Source organism: Nocardia sp. NPDC020380, from assembly GCF_044386975.1.
GTDB lineage: Bacteria > Actinomycetota > Actinomycetes > Mycobacteriales > Mycobacteriaceae > Nocardia.
Window position 1 is genome coordinate 8,780 of sequence record NZ_JBIRVQ010000013.1, and the last position, 23,515, is coordinate 32,294.

Annotated in this window: 2 protein-coding genes; both read right to left on the bottom strand. The window is 70.5% G+C overall.

Going from position 1 to position 23,515, the window contains the following annotated elements; all coding sequences use genetic code 11:
* Positions 1-88: 88 nt before the first annotated feature.
* A complete protein-coding gene (locus tag ACH438_RS32310) occupies positions 89-334 on the bottom strand; it encodes an MbtH family protein (RefSeq protein ID WP_397012151.1) in 246 nt (81 codons plus the stop codon).
* A complete protein-coding gene (locus ACH438_RS32315; protein WP_397012153.1) occupies positions 331-23,457 on the bottom strand; it encodes a non-ribosomal peptide synthase/polyketide synthase in 23,127 nt (7,708 codons plus the stop codon). Before ACH438_RS32315 ends, ACH438_RS32310 begins: the two co-directional genes overlap by 4 nt.
* Positions 23,458-23,515: the final 58 nt, after the last annotated feature.

The window sequence follows — 23,515 nt, forward strand, 5'->3', positions numbered from 1 at the left end:
ACCATCGGACATCCGGCGGCGCCCCGGGACCACGGCGTTCCAGCTGCCGTAGTCCCTTGCGCCCGAACGGATTACAGTGCCGCCACGACTACTCCGCGGCAAGCCGACCCCGGCGTGTCGCGCCCGTGGCGGTCTGCTCGATCAGGCTCTGTGGACGCATGTCCACCCAGTGCCGTTCGACGTAGTCGAGACAGCTCGGCTTGGCGCCTTCGAAGACCATATGCCACCCGCCGGGGACGGGTGCGAAATCGGGCCACAGCGAATGCTGGCCCTCGTCGTTGACGAGCACCTTGAAGCGGCCGTCCTCATCGTCGAACGGGTTGGTGCTGCTCACTGCTTGGTCCTTCCTGTTGTGGTGGAGGTGTTCGAGCGGTGGACGTGCGCATCGGCCTTGCCGCGGCGGGCCGACCGGTCCAGATATCCGCGCAGCACGACGGCGATCTCGGCCAGCGCCTCGGGTGAGCCCATATCCACGTGCGAGCAGGCGACGAAGCGTTCCTGCACCTCGCCGAGCACGCAGCGCCGCCACGGGCCGGCGCCCGGAATGGGTTGCGGCCGCGCGCTCGCCTGGGCGGGGGTGTCCTGCACGGTGGCGGTGAAGTACAGCAGGTCACCCGCGTACTTCCCGGGCCGGAACCGGTAACCCATGCTGGTGCCCGCCAGATATCCGGCGTACAACCGCTCCACGTGGGCCGCGGTCAGCGCGCCGAACGGTCCCTGGTGTTCGTGCAGCAGTTCGGCTGCCCGGGCCGCGGAGACGTTCTCGGCGGCCAGCGCGGCATCGCCCAGCAGCGCGGCCAGCAGTTCACCGGTGCTGGCGTCGGCGAGCTCGGGTTCGTCGGCGAGGATCCGGCTGTCCAGCATGGCCAGCAGGTCCACCCGCTCCCCCGCCCGGGTCAGCTGTGCCGCCATCTCGTAGGCGATGAGCCCGCCCAGCGACCAGCCCAGCAGATGGTAAGGCCCTTGCGGCTGAACAGCTTTCAGCTCGCTGATGTAGCGCCCGGCGAGCTGCTCGATGGTGCCGAGCCCGGTGGTGTCCTCGGTCAGGTGCGGCAATTGCAGACCGTACACCGGTCGTTCCGGTTCGAGATACGGCAGCAGCCCGGTGTAACTCCATGCCACGCCACTTACCGAGTGCACGCAGAACAGCGGCGCCAGGCTGCCCTGCGGGCGGATCGGCAGCACCGTGTCGAAGGCCGACTCGATGACGCTCTTGTCCCCGGAGGTGTCCGCGAGCCGGGCGGCGACCCCGGCGGGCGTCGGGTCCAGGAACAGCGCCTGCATGGGGACGTCGACGCCGTGCTGGTCCCGCAGTCCGGCAACCAGTTTCGTGGCCAGCAGCGAATTGCCGCCGAGCTCGAAGAAACTGTCGTCCGCACCGACCGATTCGAGCCCGAGCACCTCGGCGAACACCGCGCACACCGCGGCCTCGATCGGGTTGGCGGGCGCCCGGCGCCGGGCCGCGGGCAGCAGCGCGGGAGCGGGCAGCGCGGCCCGGTCCAGCTTGCCCGCGGGGGTCAGTGGCCACTCGTCCAGCACCGTGATCGACTGCGGCACCATATAGCCCGGCACCCGCGCGGCCACATGCTGCCGCAGGTCGGACGCCGAGGTCACGGCGCCGTCCGAGCAGCACACATACGAGGCGAGAATCGTTGCCCCGCTGTCCATCTCGTGACCGGTGGTCGTCGCTGCCGTCACCTCCGGATGCGAGACCAGCGCCGCGTCGATCTCGCTGAGCTCGATCCGGAAACCGCGGATCTTCACCTGGGTATCGCCGCGGCCCAGGTATTCCAGTTCCAGCCGCGCCTCGCGCCGCACCCAGCGCACCAGGTCACCGGTGCGGTACATGCACTCCCCCGGCCCGCCGAGCGGATTCGCCACGAACCGTTCGGCGGTGAGCCCGGCCCGGCGGTGATAGCCGCGCGCCAGCGCCGCGCCCGCCAGGTACAGCTCGCCGGGCACGCCCACCGGTACCGGCCGCAGCCGCGAATCCAGCACCGCCACCGCGAATCCGCGCAACGGCGCGCCGATCGTGACCGGCAGCCCGGACCGCAGCGGCGAACTGATGGTGGCGGCTACCGTGGCCTCGGACGGACCGTACGCATTGAGCATGGTCCGCTGCGGGGCGTCCGCGGTTCCGGCCCAGCGCCGCACCAATTCCGGCCCGGTCCGGTCACCGCCGACCATGATCACCTCGAGATCCCCGAGCCCGCCGGGGGCGACGGTCGCGAGCGCGGCCGGCGTCACGAAGGCGTGGGTGATCCGTTCCCGGCGCAGCAGATCGCGCAGGGCATCGCCGCCGTACACCGAGGTGTCGGCGAGCACCGCGGTCGCGGCGGCGCCGAGACCCATCAGCAGTTCCAGGATCGCCGCGTCGAAACTCGGTGAGGCGAAATGCAATACGCGCGAGCGCGTGGTGACGCCGCATCGTGCGACGAGCTCCGCGGTGAAGTTCGCGAGACCCGCGTGGGTGACGGTGACGCCCTTGGGCAGACCGGTGGAACCCGAGGTGTAGATCAGATACGCCGGTTGTGCCGGTGACACCCGGCCCCGCTCGTCTTCACGGATCGGAGTATCCGCGAGTGTCCGCACCTGTGCCGCGAACTCCACATCGTCGAGGGACAGCCACGGCTGACCGTCCGGCAATGCGGACCGGCAGGCGGTCAGCGTGAGGCCGACCGCGGCGCCCGAATCACTGAGCATGTGCCGCTGCCGGTCGGCGGGATATCCCGGGTCGACCGGCACGAAGGCCGCGCCGGTCTTGAGCACCGCCAGCACCGCCCGGACCGAGTTGACCGATCGCGGAATACTCACCGCCACGGTCGATTCCGGTCCGACTCCGAGTTCCAGCAGGGCCCGGGCCAAGCGGTTGGTGACCCGGTCGAGCTGGTCGTAGCTCATCTCCACCACCGAGTCCCGGACCGCGATCCCGTCCGGCGCGGTGGCCACGGCGGCGGCGAACACCTCGGGGAAGGTGGCCGTCGGCACCGATTCCGGTCCGCGCACCGGGGCGAGCGTGCGCAGTTCGGCGGCGTCGAGCAATTCGATATCGCCGACCGGTACGGCCGGCCGGGCCACGACGGCCTCGAGAATGCGCACGAATCGCTGTCCGAGCTGTTCGGCGGACGTGGCGTCGAAGAGGTCGGTCGCATAGGTGACCGACAGCTCCATGCCCGCCGGATCACCGTGCGGCCCGGTGGTTTCGCTGAGCGTGAACTGCAGATCGAACTTCGCGACCGGGACCTCGGCGTCCTCGGCGATCACTTCCAGCCCGGCCAGGCCGGGCAGCTGCGGCACCGAGCCGTGCACGGACAGCATCACCTGGAACAGCGGGTGATACGCCGCCGAGCGGGCCGGTTCCAGCACGTCCACGAGCCGCTCGAACGGAATGTCGGAGTGCGCGAAGGCATCCAGATCCGTCTCCCGGACCGCGTCCAGCAGCTCGGCGAACGAACTTCCGGGCAGGACCGGCGTGCGCAGCACCAGGGTGCCGACGAACATGCCGACCAGTCGCTCCAGCTGCGGGTCTGTCCGGCCGCCGATCGGCGTGCCGATGGCGATATCGGTGACCCCGCTCAGCCGGGCCAGCAGCACCGCCAGCACGGCATGCAACACCATGAACGTGCTGACGCCGCGGCTGCGGGCCAGTTCGCCCAGTGCCGCAACCGATTCGGCGGAGATCGAGTGCTGGACCGTGGCACCGCGATGCGAGGGCACCGCCGGGCGCGGCCGATCGGACGGCAGTGACAGCACATCCGGCAGCGCCGCCAATTTCTCTGTCCAGTAACTCAATTGGCGTGCGGCGATGCTGTCGGGATCGGTATCGCTGCCCAGCACATCGTGCTGCCAGACGCTGAAGTCGGCGTACTGGACCGGCAGCGGCGACCATTCGGGCGCGGCCCCGGCGCAACGTGCCGCATAGGCGACCGCGATATCGGCGGCCAGCGGCGCCACCGACGCCCCGTCCGCGATGATGTGGTGCACGACCAGCGCGAGCACATGCTCCTGCGCGTCGAGCCGCAGCAGCCGGGCACGCACCGGAATCTCCTGTGCCACATCGAATCCCTCGGTCGCGAAGCTCCGGATGTATTCGGCGCCGTCGGCCGCGGTCAGCTCGACCAGCGGCAGCACCGCCGAATCCGGCGCCGAGATCACCTGATGCGGTCCCTCGGCATCGTACGGGAACACGGTGCGCAGGGATTCGTGCCGGGCCACCACATCGCTGAACGCCGCCCGCAACGCGGTGACATCCAGTTCGCCGCGCAGGCGCAGCACCATCGGGATGTTGTACACCCCGCTCGCGGTGTCGAAGCGGTTCAGCAGCCACAGCCGCTGTTGCGCCGCGGACAACGGAATTCGTTCCGGCCGGGTCCGCGCCAGCAGCGCGGGCCGGTGCGGCCGGCCCTCGGAGAGTTCCCGATCGAGTTCCACGGCCAGACTTTCCGGCGTCGGGTGCTCGAACACCGCACGAACCTGCAACCGGCAGCCGGCCGCGGCATTGATACGCCCGATGAGCCGGGTGGCCGAGAGCGAGTTGCCGCCCAGTTCGAAGAAACTGTGGTCGGCGAACACCTGATCGAGCCCGACCACCTCGGCCATGGCCGCCGCCACCAGCTGCTCGGACGGTGTGCTCGGCGCCCGGCCGCTGCCGGGTGCGGGCCACGCCGGTTCCGGCAGTGCGCGCCGATCCAGTTTGCCGTTGGGCGTCAAGGGAATCGATTCCAGCGTGACGAAGATCGACGGCACCATGTGCGAGGGCAGTCGCTGTCCCGCGGTCTCGCGCAGGTCCGCTTCCCGGAAGCCCGCGCCGTCATCGGCCACCACGTAGCAGACGATCCGGCCGCTGCCCGCGGTGTCATTGCGGATCTCGGTGTGCGCGAACCGAACTCCCGCGCACGCCGACACCACGGCCGAGATCTCGCCCAGCTCGATACGGAAGCCGCGCAGCTTCACCTGATCGTCGACGCGGCCGACGAAGACGAGGTCGCCGTCGGCGTTCCAGCGCACCAGGTCGCCGGTCCGGTACATCCGCTCCCCGGGGCCGCCGAACGGGTTGGCGATGAAGCGGCCGGTCGTCATGGCGGGCCGGTTGTGATAACCCTGCGCGAGACCGATTCCGCCGACATAGAGTTCGCCGACCACACCGGCCGGAACCGGGCGCAGGCGCGCGTCCAGCACGACCGACGTGACGCCGCGCATCGGACGGCCCAGCACGATCGGCCGCTCCGGATCCATGGGTTCGGAGAACGTCGTCGCGATCGTCCCCTCGGAGGGACCGTAGCCGTTCACGATGGAGTGGCCGCGGCTCCACTGTTCGACCAGTTCCCGGTCGAAGGCTTCACCGCCGACGATCAGGGTGCGCAGGCGCGGCAGCGGCCAACGGGACGCATCGATGCTGGCGAGCGCCGCGGGGGTGATGATCGCGTGCGTCACCTCGTGCCGATCGATGAGTTCCGCGAGCTCGTCGCCACCGTAGATCTCGGTGGGCACGATGACCATGGTCGTGCCCGCACTCCAGGTGAGCAGCAGTTCCAGCACCGACACGTCGAAGCTCGGCGACGCCAGGTGCAGGGTGCGGCAGGCCGCGCCGACCGCGAATCGAATGCGTTGCACCTCGGCGCAATTCAGCAGCCCGCGGTGCGTGACGGCCACGCCCTTGGGGATGCCGGTCGATCCGGAGGTGTAGATGACGTACGCGAGATCGTCCACGCGCAACGTGCGAGTCCGATCGGCGTCCCGGATCGGGTCCGCGCACTCGGTGTCGGCGCACGCCACCGGCATCCAGTCGATCCCGAGATCGGCCGGCAGCGCGGCGCTGTCGCGATCGTCGGTCAGCCCGAGCCGCGCTCCGGAATCACTGAGCATGTGCCGGATGCGGTCTGCGGGGTGACGGATGTCCACCGGCAGGAAGGCGGCGCCGGTCTTGGCGATGGCGATGGTGCCCACCACGGACTCCACCGAACGCGACAGCCCCAGCGCGACCACCGTGCCGGGGCCGACACCCTGACCGATCAGCCTGCGCGCCAGCCGATTCGACCACGCGTCGAGCTCGCGATAGGTCAGCACCCGCGTCCCCGACATCAGGGCCGGATGCCCCGGAGTCGCGGCGGCACAGACGAACAGCTCCGGCAAGGTGATGGCCGGCGCCGCCAGCGTGCCCCGCGCCGGAGCCAATACCGAACGCTCCCAGCCGCTGAGCAGTTCGGCATCGCCCACCGGCGCCTGCGGATCGGCGAGCAGGCCGTCCAGCAAGCGCACGAACCGGCGGCTCATGAGCTCCGCGGTCCGCGCCTCGAACAGGTCCAGGGCGTAGGTGAGGGACATCTCGACGCCCGCCGGATCACCGTGCGCGGTCTGCGTTTCGGTGAAGGTGAACTGCAGATCGCACTTGGCCAGGCCGGGATCGACCGGGAAGTTCTCGACCGTCAGCTCGGGCAGCCGGATGGTGGGCTGGCCCATATTCGTCAGCGACATGCTCACCTGGAACAGCGGGTGATGCGCGGTGGATCGGACTGGGTTGAGCACCTCCACCAGCCGCTCGAACGGCAGGTCGGCATTGGCGAAGGCATTCAGATCGGTATCGCGCACCTCGTCGAGCAGCTGCGCGAAGCTCGCGTCGCCGTCGATTCCGGTGCGCAGCACCAGGGTTCCCACGAACATGCCGACCAGGTCGTCGAGCGCGCTCGCACCGCGCCCGGCGACGGCGGTGCCGATCGCGATATCGCCCGTTCCGGTGATGCGCGCGGTGAGCACGGCCAGCACGGCGTGCAGCACCATGAACACGCTGACATCCCGGGATCGCGCGAATTCCGCGAGCCGCCGGTGCAGTTCGGGCTCGATGCGCACGGGGTCCGAGGCCGCCCGGTGGGTGGCCACCGCCGGGCGCGGATGGTCCGCGGGCAGTTCGAGGCATTCCGGCAGGCCCGCCAGGCGGGTGCGCCAGTAGTCGAGCTGTTGTGCCGCGACACTGTCCGCATCGTGCTCGTCGCCGAGCAGATCCCGTTGCCACACACTGAAATCCGCGTACTGGACCGGCAGTGCCGCCCAGCCGGGGGCGAGGCCGGTGCGCCGCGCCTCGTAGGCGGTCACGAAATCCCGGGCGAGCGGGGTCATGGACCAGCCGTCGGCCGCGATGTGGTGGATGACGATCACCAGCACGTGCTCTTCCGGCGTCACGGCCAGCAGCGCCGCCCGCAGGGGTAGCTCCGCGGTGAGATCGAATCCGGTACCGGCGAAATCGGCCGCGTCCGCGTGCAGGGAGGCCGTGCTGGAGACGATCCGCACGAACGGCACCACCGCGCCGGACTCGGGCCGCACCACCTGATGCGGTCCCGCCGCGTCCTCGGCGAATACGGTGCGCAGCACCTCGTGCCGGGCGACGACATCGCCGAGCGCGGCCTCCACCGCCTCCGGGTACAGACGCCCGGACAGCTTCAGGCCGATGGCGATGTTGTATGCGCCCGAGGCGGTGTCGAACCGGTTGAGGAACCACAACCGCTGCTGCGCGAGCGAGAGCGGAATGCGATCCGGGCGCGGCCCGGCCACCAGCGGCGCGCGGGTGGCCGCCGTGCCCTGGGAACGATCCAGCAGCAGGGCGATTCCCTCGGGTGTCGGGTGTTCGAACACCGCGCGCACCGGCAGGTCCTGACCGGAGGCCTCGGCAATGCGGGCCACCACCTGGGTGGCGGTCAGCGAGGTGCCGCCGCATTCGAAGAACCCGTCCTCGGCGCCGATCTCGCGCCCGAGCACCTCGGCCATGACGGTGGCGACGAGCTTCTCATTGGGTGTGGCGGGTGCGCGCCCGACGGTTTCGCTCGCCCAGACGGGTTCCGGCAGTGCCCGGCGATCCAGCTTGCCATTGGGCGTCAACGGGATCGAGTCCAGTGGCACGAAGACCGAGGGCACCATGTGCGCGGGCACCCGGGCCGCCACCGCGGACCTCAGGCCGGCCAGCGGGGCCGAGTCACCGGCTTCGGCCAGCACGTAGCAGACCAGTGCCGCCCGATCGCCCGGATCGTTGCGAACTTCGGTGTGCGCGAAGCGGATTCCCGGCTGTGCGGAGACCACCGCGGTGATCTCGCCCAGTTCGATGCGGAAGCCGCGCACCTTCACCTGATCGTCGCTGCGGCCGACGAACACCAGTTCACCGGCCGGGTTCCAGCGCACCACATCGCCGGTGCGGTACATGCGTTCGCCGGCGCCGGTGCCGAAGGGGTTGGCCACGAAGCGATGCGAGGTCAGGCCGGGCCGGCGGTGGTAGCCGCGGGCCAGGCCGTCGCCGCCGATGTACAGGTCGCCGTCCACTCCGGTCGGGACGGGTTGCAGCCGTTCGTCGAGGACGACGACGGAGGTGCCGCGGATGGGTCCGCCGAGCACCACCGGCCCGTGTTCGGTGAGCCGTTCCGAGATGGCGCTCATGATCGTCGTCTCGGTCGGCCCGTAGCCGATGAAGAGGTTGCGGCCGGGAGCCCAGCGCGCCACCAGTTCCGCGCCCACCGCCTCACCGCCCACCGACAGGTATTGCAGTGCGGGCAGCGGCCGGCGTTGCACGTCGATGGTGGCCAGTGCGGCCGGGGTCACGAACGCATGGCTCACGCGCTCGCGTTCGAGCAGGCTCGCGAGCTCGTCACCGCCGTAGACGTCCGGCGGCACGATCACCATGGTCGCACCGGACCCCCAGGCCAGCAGCAGTTCCAGCACCGCCGCGTCGAAGCTGGGTGAGGCGAAATGCAAGGTGCGGCTGCTGGAATCCCCCCGGTAGCGGGTGCGCTGATCGGCGGCGAAGCCGGCCAGGCCGCGATGGGTGACGGACACGCCCTTGGGCAGGCCCGTCGAGCCCGAGGTGTAGATCAGGTAGGCCACCTGATCCGGCGAGAGCGGCCGGGTCCGATCCGAATCGGTCACCGCCGCATCGGATTCGAACAGCTCGAGGTCCGGCAGCGCGAGCCAGTCCAGATTCTCGGGCAGCGCCGGGATCTCGGCGGGCAGGCTGATGCCCATGCGCGCACCGGAATCCGCGACGATGTGCCGGATCCGTTCGGCCGGGTAGCGCAGATCGACCGGGACGAAGGCGGCGCCGGTCTTGGTCACCGCCACCGTGGCGAGCACGGATTCCAGGGAGCGAGCGAGACCCAGCGCGACCGTATCGCCGGGGCCGACGCCCGCGTCCATGAGCGCCCGTGCCACCCGGTTCGACCGTTCGTCGAGTTCACCGTAGGTGAGCGAGCCACCCGCCGAAACCAGTGCGATCCGTTCGGGTTCCACCACGGCGGCGGCGAACAGTTCGGACAGGGTGGCGGGCACCGAGCCGACCGGTCCGCGGGCCGGGGCCAGCGCCGCGCGCTCGGGTTCGGTGAGCAGATCCGCGTCGCCGACCGGCAGGTGCGGGTGCCCGGACAGTCCGGCCAGCAGGCGTCCGAACCGTGCGGCCAGGCGTTCGGCCGTACCGGCGTCGAACATATCGGTGGCGTAGGTCAGGACCATGGCGAGACCGTCGGGATCGCCCTGCGCGGAATGGCATTCGGTGAAGGTGAACTGCAGGTCGAACTTGGCGACCTCGGATCCGATGTCCTGCACCGATACCGCCAGGCCGTCCAGTGCGGGCGGCCGCGGCGCCGAGTCGTGCACCGAGAGCATGACCTGGAACAGCGGGTGATGCGCGGTCGACCGTTGCGGTGACAGCGCCTCCACCAGGCGTTCGAAGGGCACATCGGCATTGGCGAAGGCATCCAGATCGCCTTCCCGCACGGCGGTCAGCAGCTCGGTGAACGAGCGGGACCGATCCACCTCGGTGCGCAATACCAGTGTCCCCGCGAACATTCCGATCAGCGCGTGCAGCCGGGCATCGCCGCGCCCGGAGATCGGGGTGCCCACGGCCACGTCACCGGTGCTGCTCAATCGGGCCAGCAGTACGGCGAGCACGGCGTGCAGCACCATGAACAGGGACGAATCGTGCTCGCGGGCGAGCCGGTTCAGGGCCGCGTGCGAGGCCGCGTCCAATTGCAGTGCGACCGTGCCGCCTTCGTGCGAGCGCACCTCGGGGCGCGGGCGATCGGCGGGCAGTTCCAGGCATTCCGGCAGACCGGCGAGGGTCTCGCGCCAGTAGGCCAGTTGCCGCGCGGCCATGCTCTCCGGATCGGTCTCATCGCCGAGCAGGCGTTGCTGCCAGACGCTGAAATCGGCGTACTGGACCGGCAATTCGGCCCAGTGCGGGCGCTTGCCGGTGCAGCGGGCGGCATAGGCGGCGGCGAGATCCGCGGCCAGCGGCCCGGCCGAGCCGCCGTCGGCGGCAATGTGGTGCACGACCACCGCGAGCACATGATCGTCGCGGTGCAGGCGCAGCAGTTCCGCCCGCAACGGCGGATCGACCGCGAGGTCGAACCCGGCGGCGGCCAGGTTCCGCAGCCGCTCCCCCAGTTCGGTCTCGGTCACCGTGATGAGCGGCATGGTGGGCGTGGCGGCGTCGAGGCCGACGATCACCTGGTGCGGTCCCGTGGCGTCCTGCGGGAAGATCGTGTGCAGGACTTCGTGCCTGGCGATGACATCGGCGAGCGCCGTGCGCAGCGCGTCGATGTCGAGTTCACCGCGCAGGCGCAGCGCGATCGGGATGTTGTACGCGCCGGATCCGGCATCGAAGCGGTTCAGGAACCACAGTCGCTGCTGTGCGGGCGAGAGCGGCACCCGCTGCGGCCGGCGGCCCGTCACCAGTTCGGGGCGATCGGAATCGCCCTGGGCCAGTGCGACATCCAGCAGTCGCGCCAAGCCCTCCGGGGTGGGCTGTTCGAAGACCGCGCGCACGCCCAGCTGATGACCGGTCGCGGCCGCGAGGTGTGCGACCAGCCGGGTGGCGGCCAGGGAGGTGCCGCCCAGTTCGAAGAAGTCGTGATCGGCCCCGACCCGTTCGCAGCCGATGACCTCGGCCATGGCCGCGGCCACCAGGATCTCGCCGGCGGTCTCGGGTTCGCGGCCGCCCTCGGACGGCCCCCAGACCGGTTCGGGCAGGGCCCGCCGATCCAGTTTGCCGCTGGGCGAGAGCGGGATCTCGGTCAGCGCCACCACGGCGCTGGGCACCATGTACGCGGGCAGGCGGGTGGCGGCGTACTCGCAGATCGCCCGCTGCTCTACTTCGGCGCCGTCGGCGGGCACCACATAGCTGACGATGCGGGCGGTTCCGGCGGTGTCGTGCCGGATCTCGGTGTGCGCGAAGCGAATTCCGGCCAGGCCGGTGATCACCGCGGTGATCTCGCCCGGTTCGATGCGGAAACCGCGCACCTTGACCTGATCGTCACTGCGGCCGACGAACATGAGCTCGCCGTTCGCGGTCCACCGCACCAGGTCACCGGTGCGGTACATGCGCTCACCGGGCCGGTCGCCGTGCGGGTCCGCGACGAATCGCTGTGCGGTCAGGCCGATGCGGTCGACATAGCCGCGCGCCAGACCCGCACCGGCCACGTACAGTTCGCCCGCCACGCCCATGGGCACCGGACGCAGCCGGGCATCCAGGACCATGACGGCCGCGCCGCGGATCGGGCGGCCCAGCACCACCGGGCCGGTAGCGGTCAGCGCCTGCGAGATCACCGGTGCGACAGTCGCTTCCGAGGGTCCGTAGGCATTGTGCATCCGGCGTCCGACGGCCCAGCGGGCCACCAGGTCGGTGCTCACCGCCTCACCGCCGACGATCAGGCACCGGACCCGGGGCAGCGGCCAGCGTTCGCTGTCGATGCTGGCCAGGGCGGCGGGGGTGAGGAAGGCGTGGGTGATGTGTTCGTTCTCGATCACCGCGGCCAGTTCGTCGCCGCCGTAGACCTCCGGCGAGACGACCACCATGCGGGCGCCGCAGCTCCAGGCCAGCAGCAGTTCCAGCACCGAGGCGTCGAAGCTCGGCGAGGCGAAATGCAGTGTGCGGCACTCGGCGTCGATGCCGTAGCGGATGCGCTGTTCCACCGCGAACGCGGCGAGGCCGCGATGGGTGGCCGCGACGCCCTTCGGCACGCCGGTGGAGCCGGAGGTGTAGATGACGTAAGCGACATCATCGACGTGCAGCGCGCGCAAGCGATCCGAATCACGCACGGCGGCAGTGGATTCCGTGACACCCGGCGCATCTGCCAGATGCCATTCCACCGCCAGGTCGGCGGGCAGCCGATCGCGGTCACCGGCCGTGGTGACGCCCAGGCAGGCGCCCGAGTCGGTCAGCATGTGCCGGATGCGATCGGCCGGATGCCGGACGTCGATGGGCAGGAAGGCCGCGCCGGTCTTGGCGATGGCCGCGGTGGCCACCACCGATTCCAGTGAGCGTTCCATGCCGAGCGCGACCACCACGCCGGGTGCGGCGCCCGCGGCGATCAGCCGGTGCGCCAGGCGGTTCGACCATTCGTCGAGTTCGCGGTAGGTCAGTTCCCGGCCGTCCGCCACGACCGCGACCCGGTCGCCGCGCGCGCTCGCCTGGGCAATGAGCTCAGGCAGGGTGAGCACGAGATCGCAGGCTTCGCCCCGGACCGGGCAGAGGGTCCGGGCTTCCTCGGCGGTGAGGATATCGAGATCCCCCACCTGGGTTTCCGGCGCGCCGATCACGGCATCGAGCACCCGCAGGTAGCGGCGGACCAGCCGCAGTGCGGTGGACTCGTCGAACAGATCGGTCGCATAGGTCAGGCACAGTTCGAGCCCGTCGGCCTGGTCCCGGATCGCCGGTGCGCGGCCGAAGGAGAACTGCAGATCGAACTGCGCGACCGCGGCATCGAAGGACTGGATGACGATATCCAGTCCGGGGATCCCGGTGGCCGGGGCGGCGAAGTTGTCCAGCGACAGGCTCACCTGGAACAGCGGGTGATGCGCGGTGGAGCGACGCGGGTTCAGCACCTCCACCAACCGCTCGAAGGGCAGATCCGAGTGCGCGAAGGCCGCCAGATCGGTCTCGCGGACCTCCCGCAGCAATCGGGTGAACGACGCGTCACCGTCGACGGCCGTGCGCAGCACCAGGGTGCCGACGAAGGCGCCGACCAGCGGCTCGAGCTCGGGCTCGGAACGGGCGGCCAGCGGGGTGCCCACGGCGATGTCGCCGGTGCCGCTGAGCCGGGCCAGCATGACCGCGAGCACGCCGTGCAGCACCATGAACTCCGACGCATCGTGCGAGCGCGCGAATTCGGCCAGCCGCGTGCGCAATTCGCCGTCCACGCGGGCCCGCACGGTGGCGCCGGTATGCGAGGCACGCGCCGGACGCGGACGGTCCGCGGGCAGGTCCAGGCATTCCGGCAGACCGGCCAGCCGGGAGCGCCAGAACCGCAATTCCCTGGCCGCCAGGCTTTCCGGATCGCTCTCGTCGCCGAGCAGCTCCTGCTGCCAGACGGTGAAATCGGCGTACTGCACCGGCAGCGGGGTCCACCGCGGCGTGACGCCGAGTACCCGCGCCTGGTACGCCGCGGACAGATCGGCGGCCAGCGGGGCCAGCGAGCTGCCGTCCAGGGCGATGTGATGGGCGATGAGGACCAGGAAGTACTCTTCGTTCCCGGTCCGCAACAGCTCTGCGCGGAGCGGGATTTCGGAGGTCAGGTCGAACCCGCCGGCCGCCGAGACCTCGATGTGGTAGTCCACCTCGAGCGGGCTCACCTCGATCTGCGACAGGTCGAAGGCCAGCTCGTGGGCGGGCACGATCACCTGGTGCGGGCCGTGCGCGTCCTGCGGGTACACGGTGCGCAGGATCTCGTGCCGGGTGACCACATCGGTCAGCGCGGCCTGCAGCGCACGGGTATTCAGCTCACCGCGCAGCCGCAGGACGGCCGGGATGTTGTAGGCCCCGGACGCGGGCTCCATCTGATTGAGGAACCACAGCCGGCGCTGCACGGACGACAGCGTCACCCGGGCCGGTCGCCGGGTCCCGGCCAGCACCGGGCGGGCCGCGAATTCCGCTGCCTCCGAGGCGTCCACGAGGCGGGCCAGGCGTTCGGGCGTCGGGTGCTCGAACACCTCGCGCACCGCCGGGCGGCGACCGGAGGCGAGTGCGATGCGGGATACCACCTGGGTCGCCAGCAGGGAGTTGCCGCCCAGTTCGAAGAAGTCGTGATCCGCGCACACTCGCTCGAGGCCGATGACCTCCGCCATGATGCGGGCGATCATCGTCTCGGTCGGAGTGGCGGGTTCACGGCCGGAGCGCGCGATAGCCCAGTCCGGTTCCGCGAGGGCGCGGCGATCCAGTTTTCCGCTGGGCGTCAACGGGATCGAGGACAGTTCGACGACGGCGGTGGGCACCATGTAGCCCGGCAGGCGGTCCGCGACGTGCGCGCGGATGGCGGAGGCGTCCAGTTCACCGCTGTGTTCCGGCAGTACGTAGGCCACGATCTGCGCGCGCTCGGCCTCGTCGCGGCGGATCTCGCTGTGCACGAACCGGATTCCCGCCAGCGCCGAGATCACCGCGGTGATCTCGCCGAGTTCGATGCGGAAGCCACGCACCTTGACCTGATCATCGCCGCGGCCGACGAAGACGAGTTCACCATCTGCGTTCCAGCGCACCAGGTCACCGGTGCGGTACATGCGGGCACCCACGCCGCCGAAGGGGGCGGCGAGGAATCGCTCCGCCGTGAGGCCCGGGCGCCCGCGATAACCGCGGGCCACACCGGGACCCGCGATGTAGAGCTCGCCGACCACGCCGGTCGGGACGGGACGCAATCGGCCGTCCAGCACGGCCAGGCTCGCGCCGCGAATCGGGCGGCCGAGCACCACCGGGCCTTCCGGTGCCAGGGCATCCGAGATGGCCACGGCGACAGTCGCTTCCGAGGGACCGTAGGCATTGCACAGCACGCGTCCTGCTGCCCATCGCTCGAGCAGGTCGGCGCCGAGCGCCTCACCACCCACGGCGAGCCCCTTCAACCCCGGCAACGGCCAGCGGCGCGCATCGATGCTGGCCACTGCGGCCGGGGTCAGGAACGCATGGGTCACCCGTTCGCGTTCGATGAGCTCGGCCAGTTCGTCACCGCCGAAGACATCGGCCGGAGCAATCACCATGGTGGCGCCGGACTGCCAGGTGAGCAGCAGCTCCAGCACCGACGCGTCGAAGCTCGGCGAGGCGAAATGCAAGGTACGGGAATCGCTTCCCGGGCCGACCCGGCGGGTGAGTTCCCGGGCGAAATCCGCCAGACCGCGTTGGGTCACCGTGACGCCCTTGGGGACGCCGGTCGAGCCGGAGGTGTAGATGAGGTAGGCCGGATGCGCGAGCGAGAGTGGCGCACGCCGATCCGCATCGGTCACCGGACCGTCCGGGAAGCGGGCACACTGCTCCCCCACAGCCGGATCATCGAGGCAGATCCACCGCACGTCCTGCGGCAGATCCCGCACACAGGCGCGCACGGTAAGGCCAACCAGCACACCGGAATCGGCGAGCATCTGCCGTTTGCGATGCTCGGGGTAAGCCGGATCGACCGGCAGGAAGGCCGCACCGGTCTTGGCGACCGCGACCACCGCGCTCACCGATTCGATCGAACGCGGGATGCCCAGTGCGACAACCGACTCCGGGCCCACACCCTCCTCGATGAGCAGGCGGGCCAGCCGGTTGCCGGAGCTGTCCAGCTCCCCGTAGGTGAGCGCACGGCCGCGGAAACGCAATGCGGGGCGCTCCGGATCGACGGCCGCGGCGGCGAAGATCTCCGGCAACGTGGCGGCCGGGCCGCCGATCGCACCGGTCGTCGCCGCGTGCTCGGCGAGCTCGGCGGCGGTCAGCAGCGGCAGATCGCCCAGTGCGGCAGCCGGTTCGGCCAGCGCGGCGGTGAGCAGGCCCACGAACCGTCCCAGCAGCGCGGTGGCCGTCGATTCCTCGAACAGCTCGGTGGCGTAGGTCAGGCTCAGCTCGATGCCGTCCGGATCGCCTGCGCCCGAGCGGGTTTCGATGAAGGTGAACTGCAGATCCCAGCGCGCCACCCCGGTGTCGAGCGCGGTCGCCTCGGCGGTGCGCAGGCCCGGCAGCGCGACGGCCGCGGGGACTTCGTTGTGCACCGACATCATCACCTGGTAGAGCGGGTGATGCGCGGCCGAGCGGATCGGCCGCAGCACATCGACCAGCCGCTCGAACGGCAGATCGGCGTGCGCGAAGGCGTCGAGGTCGGTATCGCGCACCGCGCACAGCAGTGCGTCGAACGGGGTGTTCCCGTCGACCGCCGTGCGCAGCACGAGCGTGCCCACGAACATGCCGACGAGATCGTCGAGGCGCTGTTCCGAACGCCCGGCGATGGGCGTGCCGATCGCCACGTCCGCGGTGGTCGCCAGGCGGGCCAGTACACCGGCGAGCACGGTGTGCAGCACCATGAAGACGGTGGCGCCGTGCCGTTGTGCGAGTGCGGTGACGGCCGAGTGCGAGGCGGCCGGCACGCGGGTGCGCACGGTCGCGCCACGATGCGAGGCGGTCACCGGTCGCGGCCGATCGGTCGGCAGCTCGAGGCATTCCGGCAGATCCGCCAGCTGCTCGGTCCAATATGCCAGCTGCCGGGCGGCGACGCTGGACGGATCCGATTCCCGGCCGAGCACATCGTGCTGCCACAGGCTGAAGTCGGCGTACTGCACCGGGAGCGGCGTCCACGCGGGAGCCGCACCGGTGCACCGGGATTCGTAGGCCACGGTGAGGTCGCGGGCCAGCGGCGTCAGCGACCAGCCGTCCGCGGCGATGTGGTGGATCACCAGGACCAGCAGGTGTTCCTCTGCGGTGATGCGCAGCAGCGCCACCCGGATCGGCAGCTCCGCGGTGAGATCGAAACCGCTGCAGGCGAAGTCGGCGGCATCGGTCTCGGCCGTCGACGGGCCCGAGACGATATCGATGAACGGCACGTGCGCCGCGGCTTCCGGCACCACTCGCTGTTCCGGGCCGTCGGCATCCTCGGGGAAGACCGTGCGCAGCACCTCGTGGCGGGCGACCACATCGGACAGGGCCGCCCGCAAGGCCTCCCGATCCAAGGTGCCCGACATGCGCAGGCCGATGGCGATGTTGTAGGCGGCGGAGTTCACATCCAGGCGGTTCAGGAACCACAGCCGCTGCTGGGCCACCGACAACGGAATCCGCGCGGGACGCGGCGCCGCCACCAGGGCGGGCAGCGCGCCCGCGCCGGCGAGCGGATCGGCCAGGCGCGCGAGCCCGGCCACCGTCCCCGCCTCGAACAGCGCCCGCACCCCGACCTGGGTGTCCAGGGCGGCGCCCAAGCGGGTCGCCACCTTGGCCGCGAGCAGCGAATTGCCGCCGCGGGCAAAGAAATCGTCGTCCAAGCCGACCCGGTCCACGCCGAGCACCTCGGCGAAGATCTCCGCGACGACGCGTTCGGTCTGGGTCACCGGTTCGCGGTAGACGCCGGCCTGGAAGACCGGCTCGGGCAGCGCCCGGCGGTCCACCTTGCCGGTCGCGGTGGTCGGCAGTTCGGGCAGCACCATGAGAACGGCCGGCACCATGTACGCGGGGATCGCGCCGAACAGCCACGCGCGCAGGGCATCCGCGTCGATGGTCCGTCCGGGTGCGGGCACCACATAGCCGACCAGCCGGTCACCACGCCCGTCGTCGCCGGACGCGACCACCACGGCCGTCTCCACATTCTCGTGGGCGAGCAGCGCGTATTCGATATCGCCGAGCTCGATGCGGAAGCCGCGCATCTTGACCTGGAAGTCGGTGCGCCCGTGGTATTCCAGTTCCCCGGTCGTGTTCCAGGTGGCGAGGTCACCGCTGCGGTACATGCGCGCGCCGGCCGGGTCGAACGGGTCGGCCACGAAACGGTCCGCGGTGAGCGCGGGGTTCGCGAAATAGCCGCGGGCCAGCTGGGTTCCCGAGAGGTAGAGCTCGCCCACTACGCCGGGCGCGACGGGCTGCAATCGCGCGTCCAGCACGTAGGCCCGGGTGTTCCATTCGGGCTTGCCGATGGGATTGGAGACAGCATCCGCGGCGTCGACCCGGTGTGCTGTCGCCGAGACCGCGGCCTCGGTGGGGCCGTAGAGGTTCCACAGCTCCGCGGCCGGGTTGGCCCGCCGGAAGCGCTGCGCGGTGGCCACCGGCAGTGCCTCACCGATGGCGAGCACCAGGCGCAGGCTGCGCGACAGCTCCGCCCGCTCGGCGAGCAGGGCGGTGAGCATCGAGGGCACCAGGTGCAGCACCGAGACTCGCTGCTCGGCAATGAGATTCGCGAGATAGGCGGGATCCCGGTGGCCGTCGGGCGTGGCCACCACGGTGCGGCCGCCGCTCAGCATGGCCGAATAGAACTCCCAGACCGACAGGTCGAAGGTGGCCGCCGTCTTCAACAGCACGGCGTCCTCGCTACCGAGACCGAACGCCGCCGTCTTCCAGAGCAATTGGTTCACCACGGCGCGATGCGGCACCGCCACGCCCTTGGGGCGGCCGGTGGAGCCGGAGGTGAAGATGATGTAGGCGGTGTGCCCGGGATCGAGCGGGGCGAGCCGCTCGCTGTCGAGTACCGGGGCGGACGGCAGATTCGCATCCAGCGCGTCGATGTCCACCACCGGGACGGATACCGCGGGCACCGCGGCCGCATCCGCGTCCGTGGTGAGGACGCAGCAGGGTGCGGCGGTGCCCAGGATGTGGGCCAGGCGCTCGGCGGGCTGTTCCGGGTCGAGCGGGATGTAGACGCCGCCCGCGACGGTGACCGCGTACATGCCCACCAGCAGCTGCGGCGAGCGGCGCATGGCCAGCGCGACCCGGACCTCCGGGCCCACGCCGAGCCGGATCAGGTGCCGGGCCAGGCGGTTCACGCGCTCGGCGAACTCCTGGTAGGTCAGTTCCAGTACACCGGCGGCCGAGTCGGCCACCACCGCTACCGCCGACGGGGTCCGCGCGGCCTGCGCGGTGAACAGGCTCGCCAGGGTCGGCTGTCCGTCGATCGGATGACGGGTGTCGTTCCAGTCGTGCAGGATTCGGGTCAGTTCGGCAGCGTCCAGCACGGCGAGATCGCCGACCGGAACCTCCGGTCGCTGGGCGGCGTCACGCAGTACGCGGGTGAAGCGATCCGCGAGGCTCGTGACGGTCTGCTCGTCGAAAAGATCTGTCGCATAGACGAAATGGCCGGTGATGCCGGCGGGCGCGCCTGTCGCGTCGTAGTGGTCGGTGAGCACCAGTTGCAGGTCGAACTGGGCCACGCCGGTCTCGATCTCACTGCCGGACACGGTCAGACCGGGCAGCTCGACCTCGGGCTGGACCAGGTTCTGGAACGAGAAGCCGATCTGCACCAGCGGATGCCGGGCGGTGGAGCGCGCCGGGTTCAGCTCTTCCACCAGTCGCTCGAACGGCAGTCTCCCATGGGCGAAGGCCGCCAGGTCGTGTTCGCGCTGGGCCGCGAGCAAGGCGCGGAAGGATTCCCCGCCGTCGACGCGGGCGCGGAAGACGACGGTATTGACGAACATGCCGATCAGGTCGTCGAGCTCACGCTCACCGCGGCCCGCCACCGGGGTGCCGACGGCGATATCGGATTCGCCGGACAGCCGGGCCAGCAGGGTCGCGAAGGCCGCGTGCACGGCCATGAACAGCGTGGCGTCCGCCGAGCGGGCGACGCCCAGCAGTCGCGCGTGCACCCCGGCTTCGATCGCGACGCCGACCTTGGCGCCGCGGAAGGACTGCACCGCCGGACGTTTCCGGTCGTAGGGCAGCGGGAGTTCCTCCGGCAGGTCCGCCAGCCGGTCGCGCCAGTACGACAGCTCCCCGGCCAGCACACTGCCGGGATCGGCTGCCTCACCGAGCAGTTCGGTCTGCCACCAGCTGTAATCGGCGTACTGCACGGGCAGTTCGCCCCACGCGGGAGCCTGCCCGGTGCGGCGGGCCTGATACGCCTGCGAGAGATCACGCAACAGCGGCACGAGCGACCAGCCGTCCGCGGCGATGTGGTGGATGACCACGGCCAGGACATGATGCTGGGAATCGGTGCGCAGCAGCGCCATTCGCAGCGGGGTCTCGGTCGTCAGCTCGAAACCGCCGGCGGCCACGCCGTGCAGGCGGGCCGCGAGATCGGCGGCCGGGACGTCGATCGGGTCCAGGGCGGGTGTGGCCGTCTCCGGGTCCAGGATGTGCTGATGCGGTCCGTCGATCCCGTCCGGGAAGACGGTGCGCAACGGTTCGTGCCGGGCGACGATATCGGCGACGGCGGCGCGCAGGGCCGCGGTGTCGAGGTCGCCGCGCATGTGCACGGCGAACGGAATGTTGTAAGTGGCGGCGCTGTGGTCGTAGCGGTTGATGAACCACAGCCGGAGCTGGGCCGGGGACAACGGGATTCGGTTCGTGCGCGGCCGCGCCGTCAGGCGGGGGCGACCGGATTCCGGTACCAGCGCGGCCACCCGGCCGGCCAGCCCAGCCACGGTCGGCTCCTCGAATACCAGGCGCACCGGCACCGTGGTGTCGAGTGCGTCGCCGATGCGGGCCGCCACGCGGGTGGCGCTCAGGGAGTCGCCGCCCAGGGCGAAGAAGCCGTCGTCCAGGCCGACCCGCGGCAGCTCGAGCACCTCGGCAACGGCCTGTGCCACAGCGCATTCGACCGGGCTACCCGGTGCGCGGTACACGGCGGTCTCCGCGATCGGCTCGGGCAGGGCGCGGCGGTCCAGTTTGCCGTTGACGGTCAGCGGCAGCGCGTCGAGCACGACGAAGGCCGCGGGCACCATGTACTCCGGGAGCCGCTGCGCCACCACGGCACGCAAAGCCGCGGTGTCCAGCGCTGCTCCGGCTTCGGCGACCAGGTAGGCCACCAGTCGGGATTCGCCCGCGGCGCTGTCGCGGGTGATCACCGCGACCTGCCGGACGGGGCCGGCAGCGAGCAGTGCGGCCTCGATCTCGCCCAACTCGATGCGGAAGCCGCGAATCTTGACCTGATCGTCGGCGCGGCCGAAGTACTCGAGTTCGCCGGCGGCCGTCCAGCGGCCCAGATCGCCCGAGCGGTACAGCCTTTCGCCGTCCTGGCCGAACGGGTCGGCCACGAAGCGGGCCGAGGTCAGGCCGGGACGGCCCAGGTAACCGCGTGCGAGCTGTTCACCACAGACATAGATTTCACCGGTCACGCCGATCGGCGCGGGACGCAACCGGTTGTCCAGCACGAGAATTCCGAGCCCCGGAATGGCCCGGCCGATGCCACCGCCGCCGACTTCCGCCGCCGACCGGTCGAGCGCCCGATAGCTGACGTGCACCGTGGTCTCGGTGATGCCGTACATATTGATCAGGCGCGGCGCGGCATCGTCGTGCCGGCCGTACCAGTCCTGTAGTCGGCGCGGATCCAGCGCCTCACCACCGAAGACGATGTACCGCAGCGCCAGTGGCGGCAGCTCGGCCGCGGCCACCCGATCGGCGTCGATGAGCTGGTAGAACGCCGACGGGGTCTGGTTCAGTACCGTCACTCGTTCCCGGCGCAGCATCTCCAGGAACAGCTCCGGCGCGCGGGAGGTCTCGTAGTCGACGACGACCAGGGTGCCGCCGTGCAGCAGCGGCCCCCACAGCTCCCAGACCGAGAAGTCGAAGGCGTAGGAGTGGAACAGGGTCCAGACATCGCCGGATCCGAAGCCGAAGTGCGAGGCCGTGTTCGCAAACAGCAGCGCGACATTGCGGTGCGGGATCTGCACGCCCTTCGGGCGGCCGGTCGAGCCCGAGGTGTAGATGACGTAGGCGATATTGTGCGGCTCCAGCACCGCGAGCCGGTCGGCGGCGGTGAACGCCCGCGCCGATGCGGTCCAGTCGACGGATTCGATGTCGACCACCGGAAGCTGCTGCGGCAGGGCCAGCTTCAGCGCGGCCGAGGTGATCACGCACGACGGGCGCGCGTCTTCGAGCATGTACTCGATGCGATCGAGCGGATAGCTCGGATCGATCGGGAGATACCCGCCACCGGCCTTGATCACCGCCAGCAGGGCGACCACCAGGTCGATCGACCGCTCGAGCGCCACGGCGACCAGCGTTTCGGGGCCGACGCCGTGCGCGACCAGCCGGTGGGCGAGCAGATCCACGCGCGTGTTCAGTTCGCGGTAGCTCAGCGCTTCCCCGTTGCAGCTCACGGCCTTCGCATCGGCGTGTGCCGTGGCCGCGTCGGTGAACATCTCGGCCAGCGTCCGCTGCGGCGCGGCGGCCTCGCCGGGCGTGAGCGCCCAATCCCGCAGCAGCAGTGCACGCTCGGCGGCGGTGGTGACGCTCAGCTCCGAGAGCCGGGAATCACCCGCGACAGTCAGGAATTCGCCCAGGTAGCCGAGAAAGCGGCGGTGGTGATCGCGCACTTCACCGGCCGTGTAGCGGTCCGGGTTGGCGAGGAAGTCCACGAACAGCTCGCCGTCACCGGAGGCGTTGTAGACATTGATCGACAGGTCCTCGACCGGTCCGGTGGACAGCAGGTGCATGGTCGCGTCGGAGTCGCCGAAGCGAATACCGTTGTGGAACAGCATGAAATTGACGACGGGGCCGAAGAAGTCGCGGTGATTGCCGACGCCGCCGCGGTCGCGCTGCATGTCCTCGTGCCGGTACCGCTGGTGCTGCAGCGCTTCCCGGATGCGCGCGTCCACCTGGCTGACCAGTTCGGCCACGCTGGCGCCGGGCTCGACGGTGATGCGCAGCGGCACCACATTGGAGACGTAGCCGGCCGACATACGCAGTTCGCGGGTGGTGCGGGCGGTCACCGGCAGGCTGAGCGTGACCTCGCGGTTCCCGGTCAGGGCGGCCAGATAGGCGGCCACACCGGCGGTCAGCAGGGCGGGGCGGGAGGCGCCGAAGCGCTCACGGACCGCGGCCATGCCGGCCGTGGAATCCGGGTCCAGCGGGCCGCTCTCGATGTGCCGGTGCGCGCCCGCGGCGCCGTAGCGGTCACTCAGGCTGGTGGCGGAACTGAGTCCGCCGAGGCGGTCGCGCCAGAATTCGCGGTCGCGGGTGAAATCCTCGGAATTGCGGTAGGTGCAATCGGATTCGTAGATGGAGTGCAGATCGTAGGCCGCGGACGGGCTCGGCGCGGTATTGCCCACGATGGCGGTGTAGTGCTCAGCGATGCGCGCGACGAGCAGCATGGCGCCGTACCCGTCGATGGCGATGTGGTGCATCTTGGCGAACCAGAGGTACTCCCGGTCCCCCACCTGCAGGATGGCCGTCTCGTACAGCCGCTGCCCCTGTACCGGGATCGGCACGGTGACGTCCTGCCGCATCCAGGCCATGGCCGCCGCACGCGGATCATCACAGTCCCGGAAGTCGTGGCGGGCGACCTCGATCGGCAGGTCCGGCCCGACCAGCTGGCAGGGGCTCCCGGCCACCTCCGCGATCCGTAGCCGCATGCTCTGCAGATCGACCGCGCACCGGCGCATCGCCAGGTTCAGGACGTCCGCATCGAACTCCCCGCGAATATCGACGTACTGCGCCACGGTGAGTGGTACCCCGGGTGCGATGTGCTGCGCGTTCCAGATCCCTAGCTGTGCCGATGACAAGGGGAAATAAGAAGCGTTGTCCGATGCGTCACGACCTGCAGGCTCTGAGGCCAGGGCGGTCATTCAGACACTCCAATCGCCGATAGAAGACTGTGGTTTCTCTAGCCAGGCGCGGCAGCAA

Excerpts from the sequence above, each read along its gene's own strand:
- ACH438_RS32315 (WP_397012153.1), bottom strand. The coding sequence starts at position 23,457 with ATGACCGCCCTGGCCTCAGAGCCTGCAGGTCGTGACGCATCGGACAAC.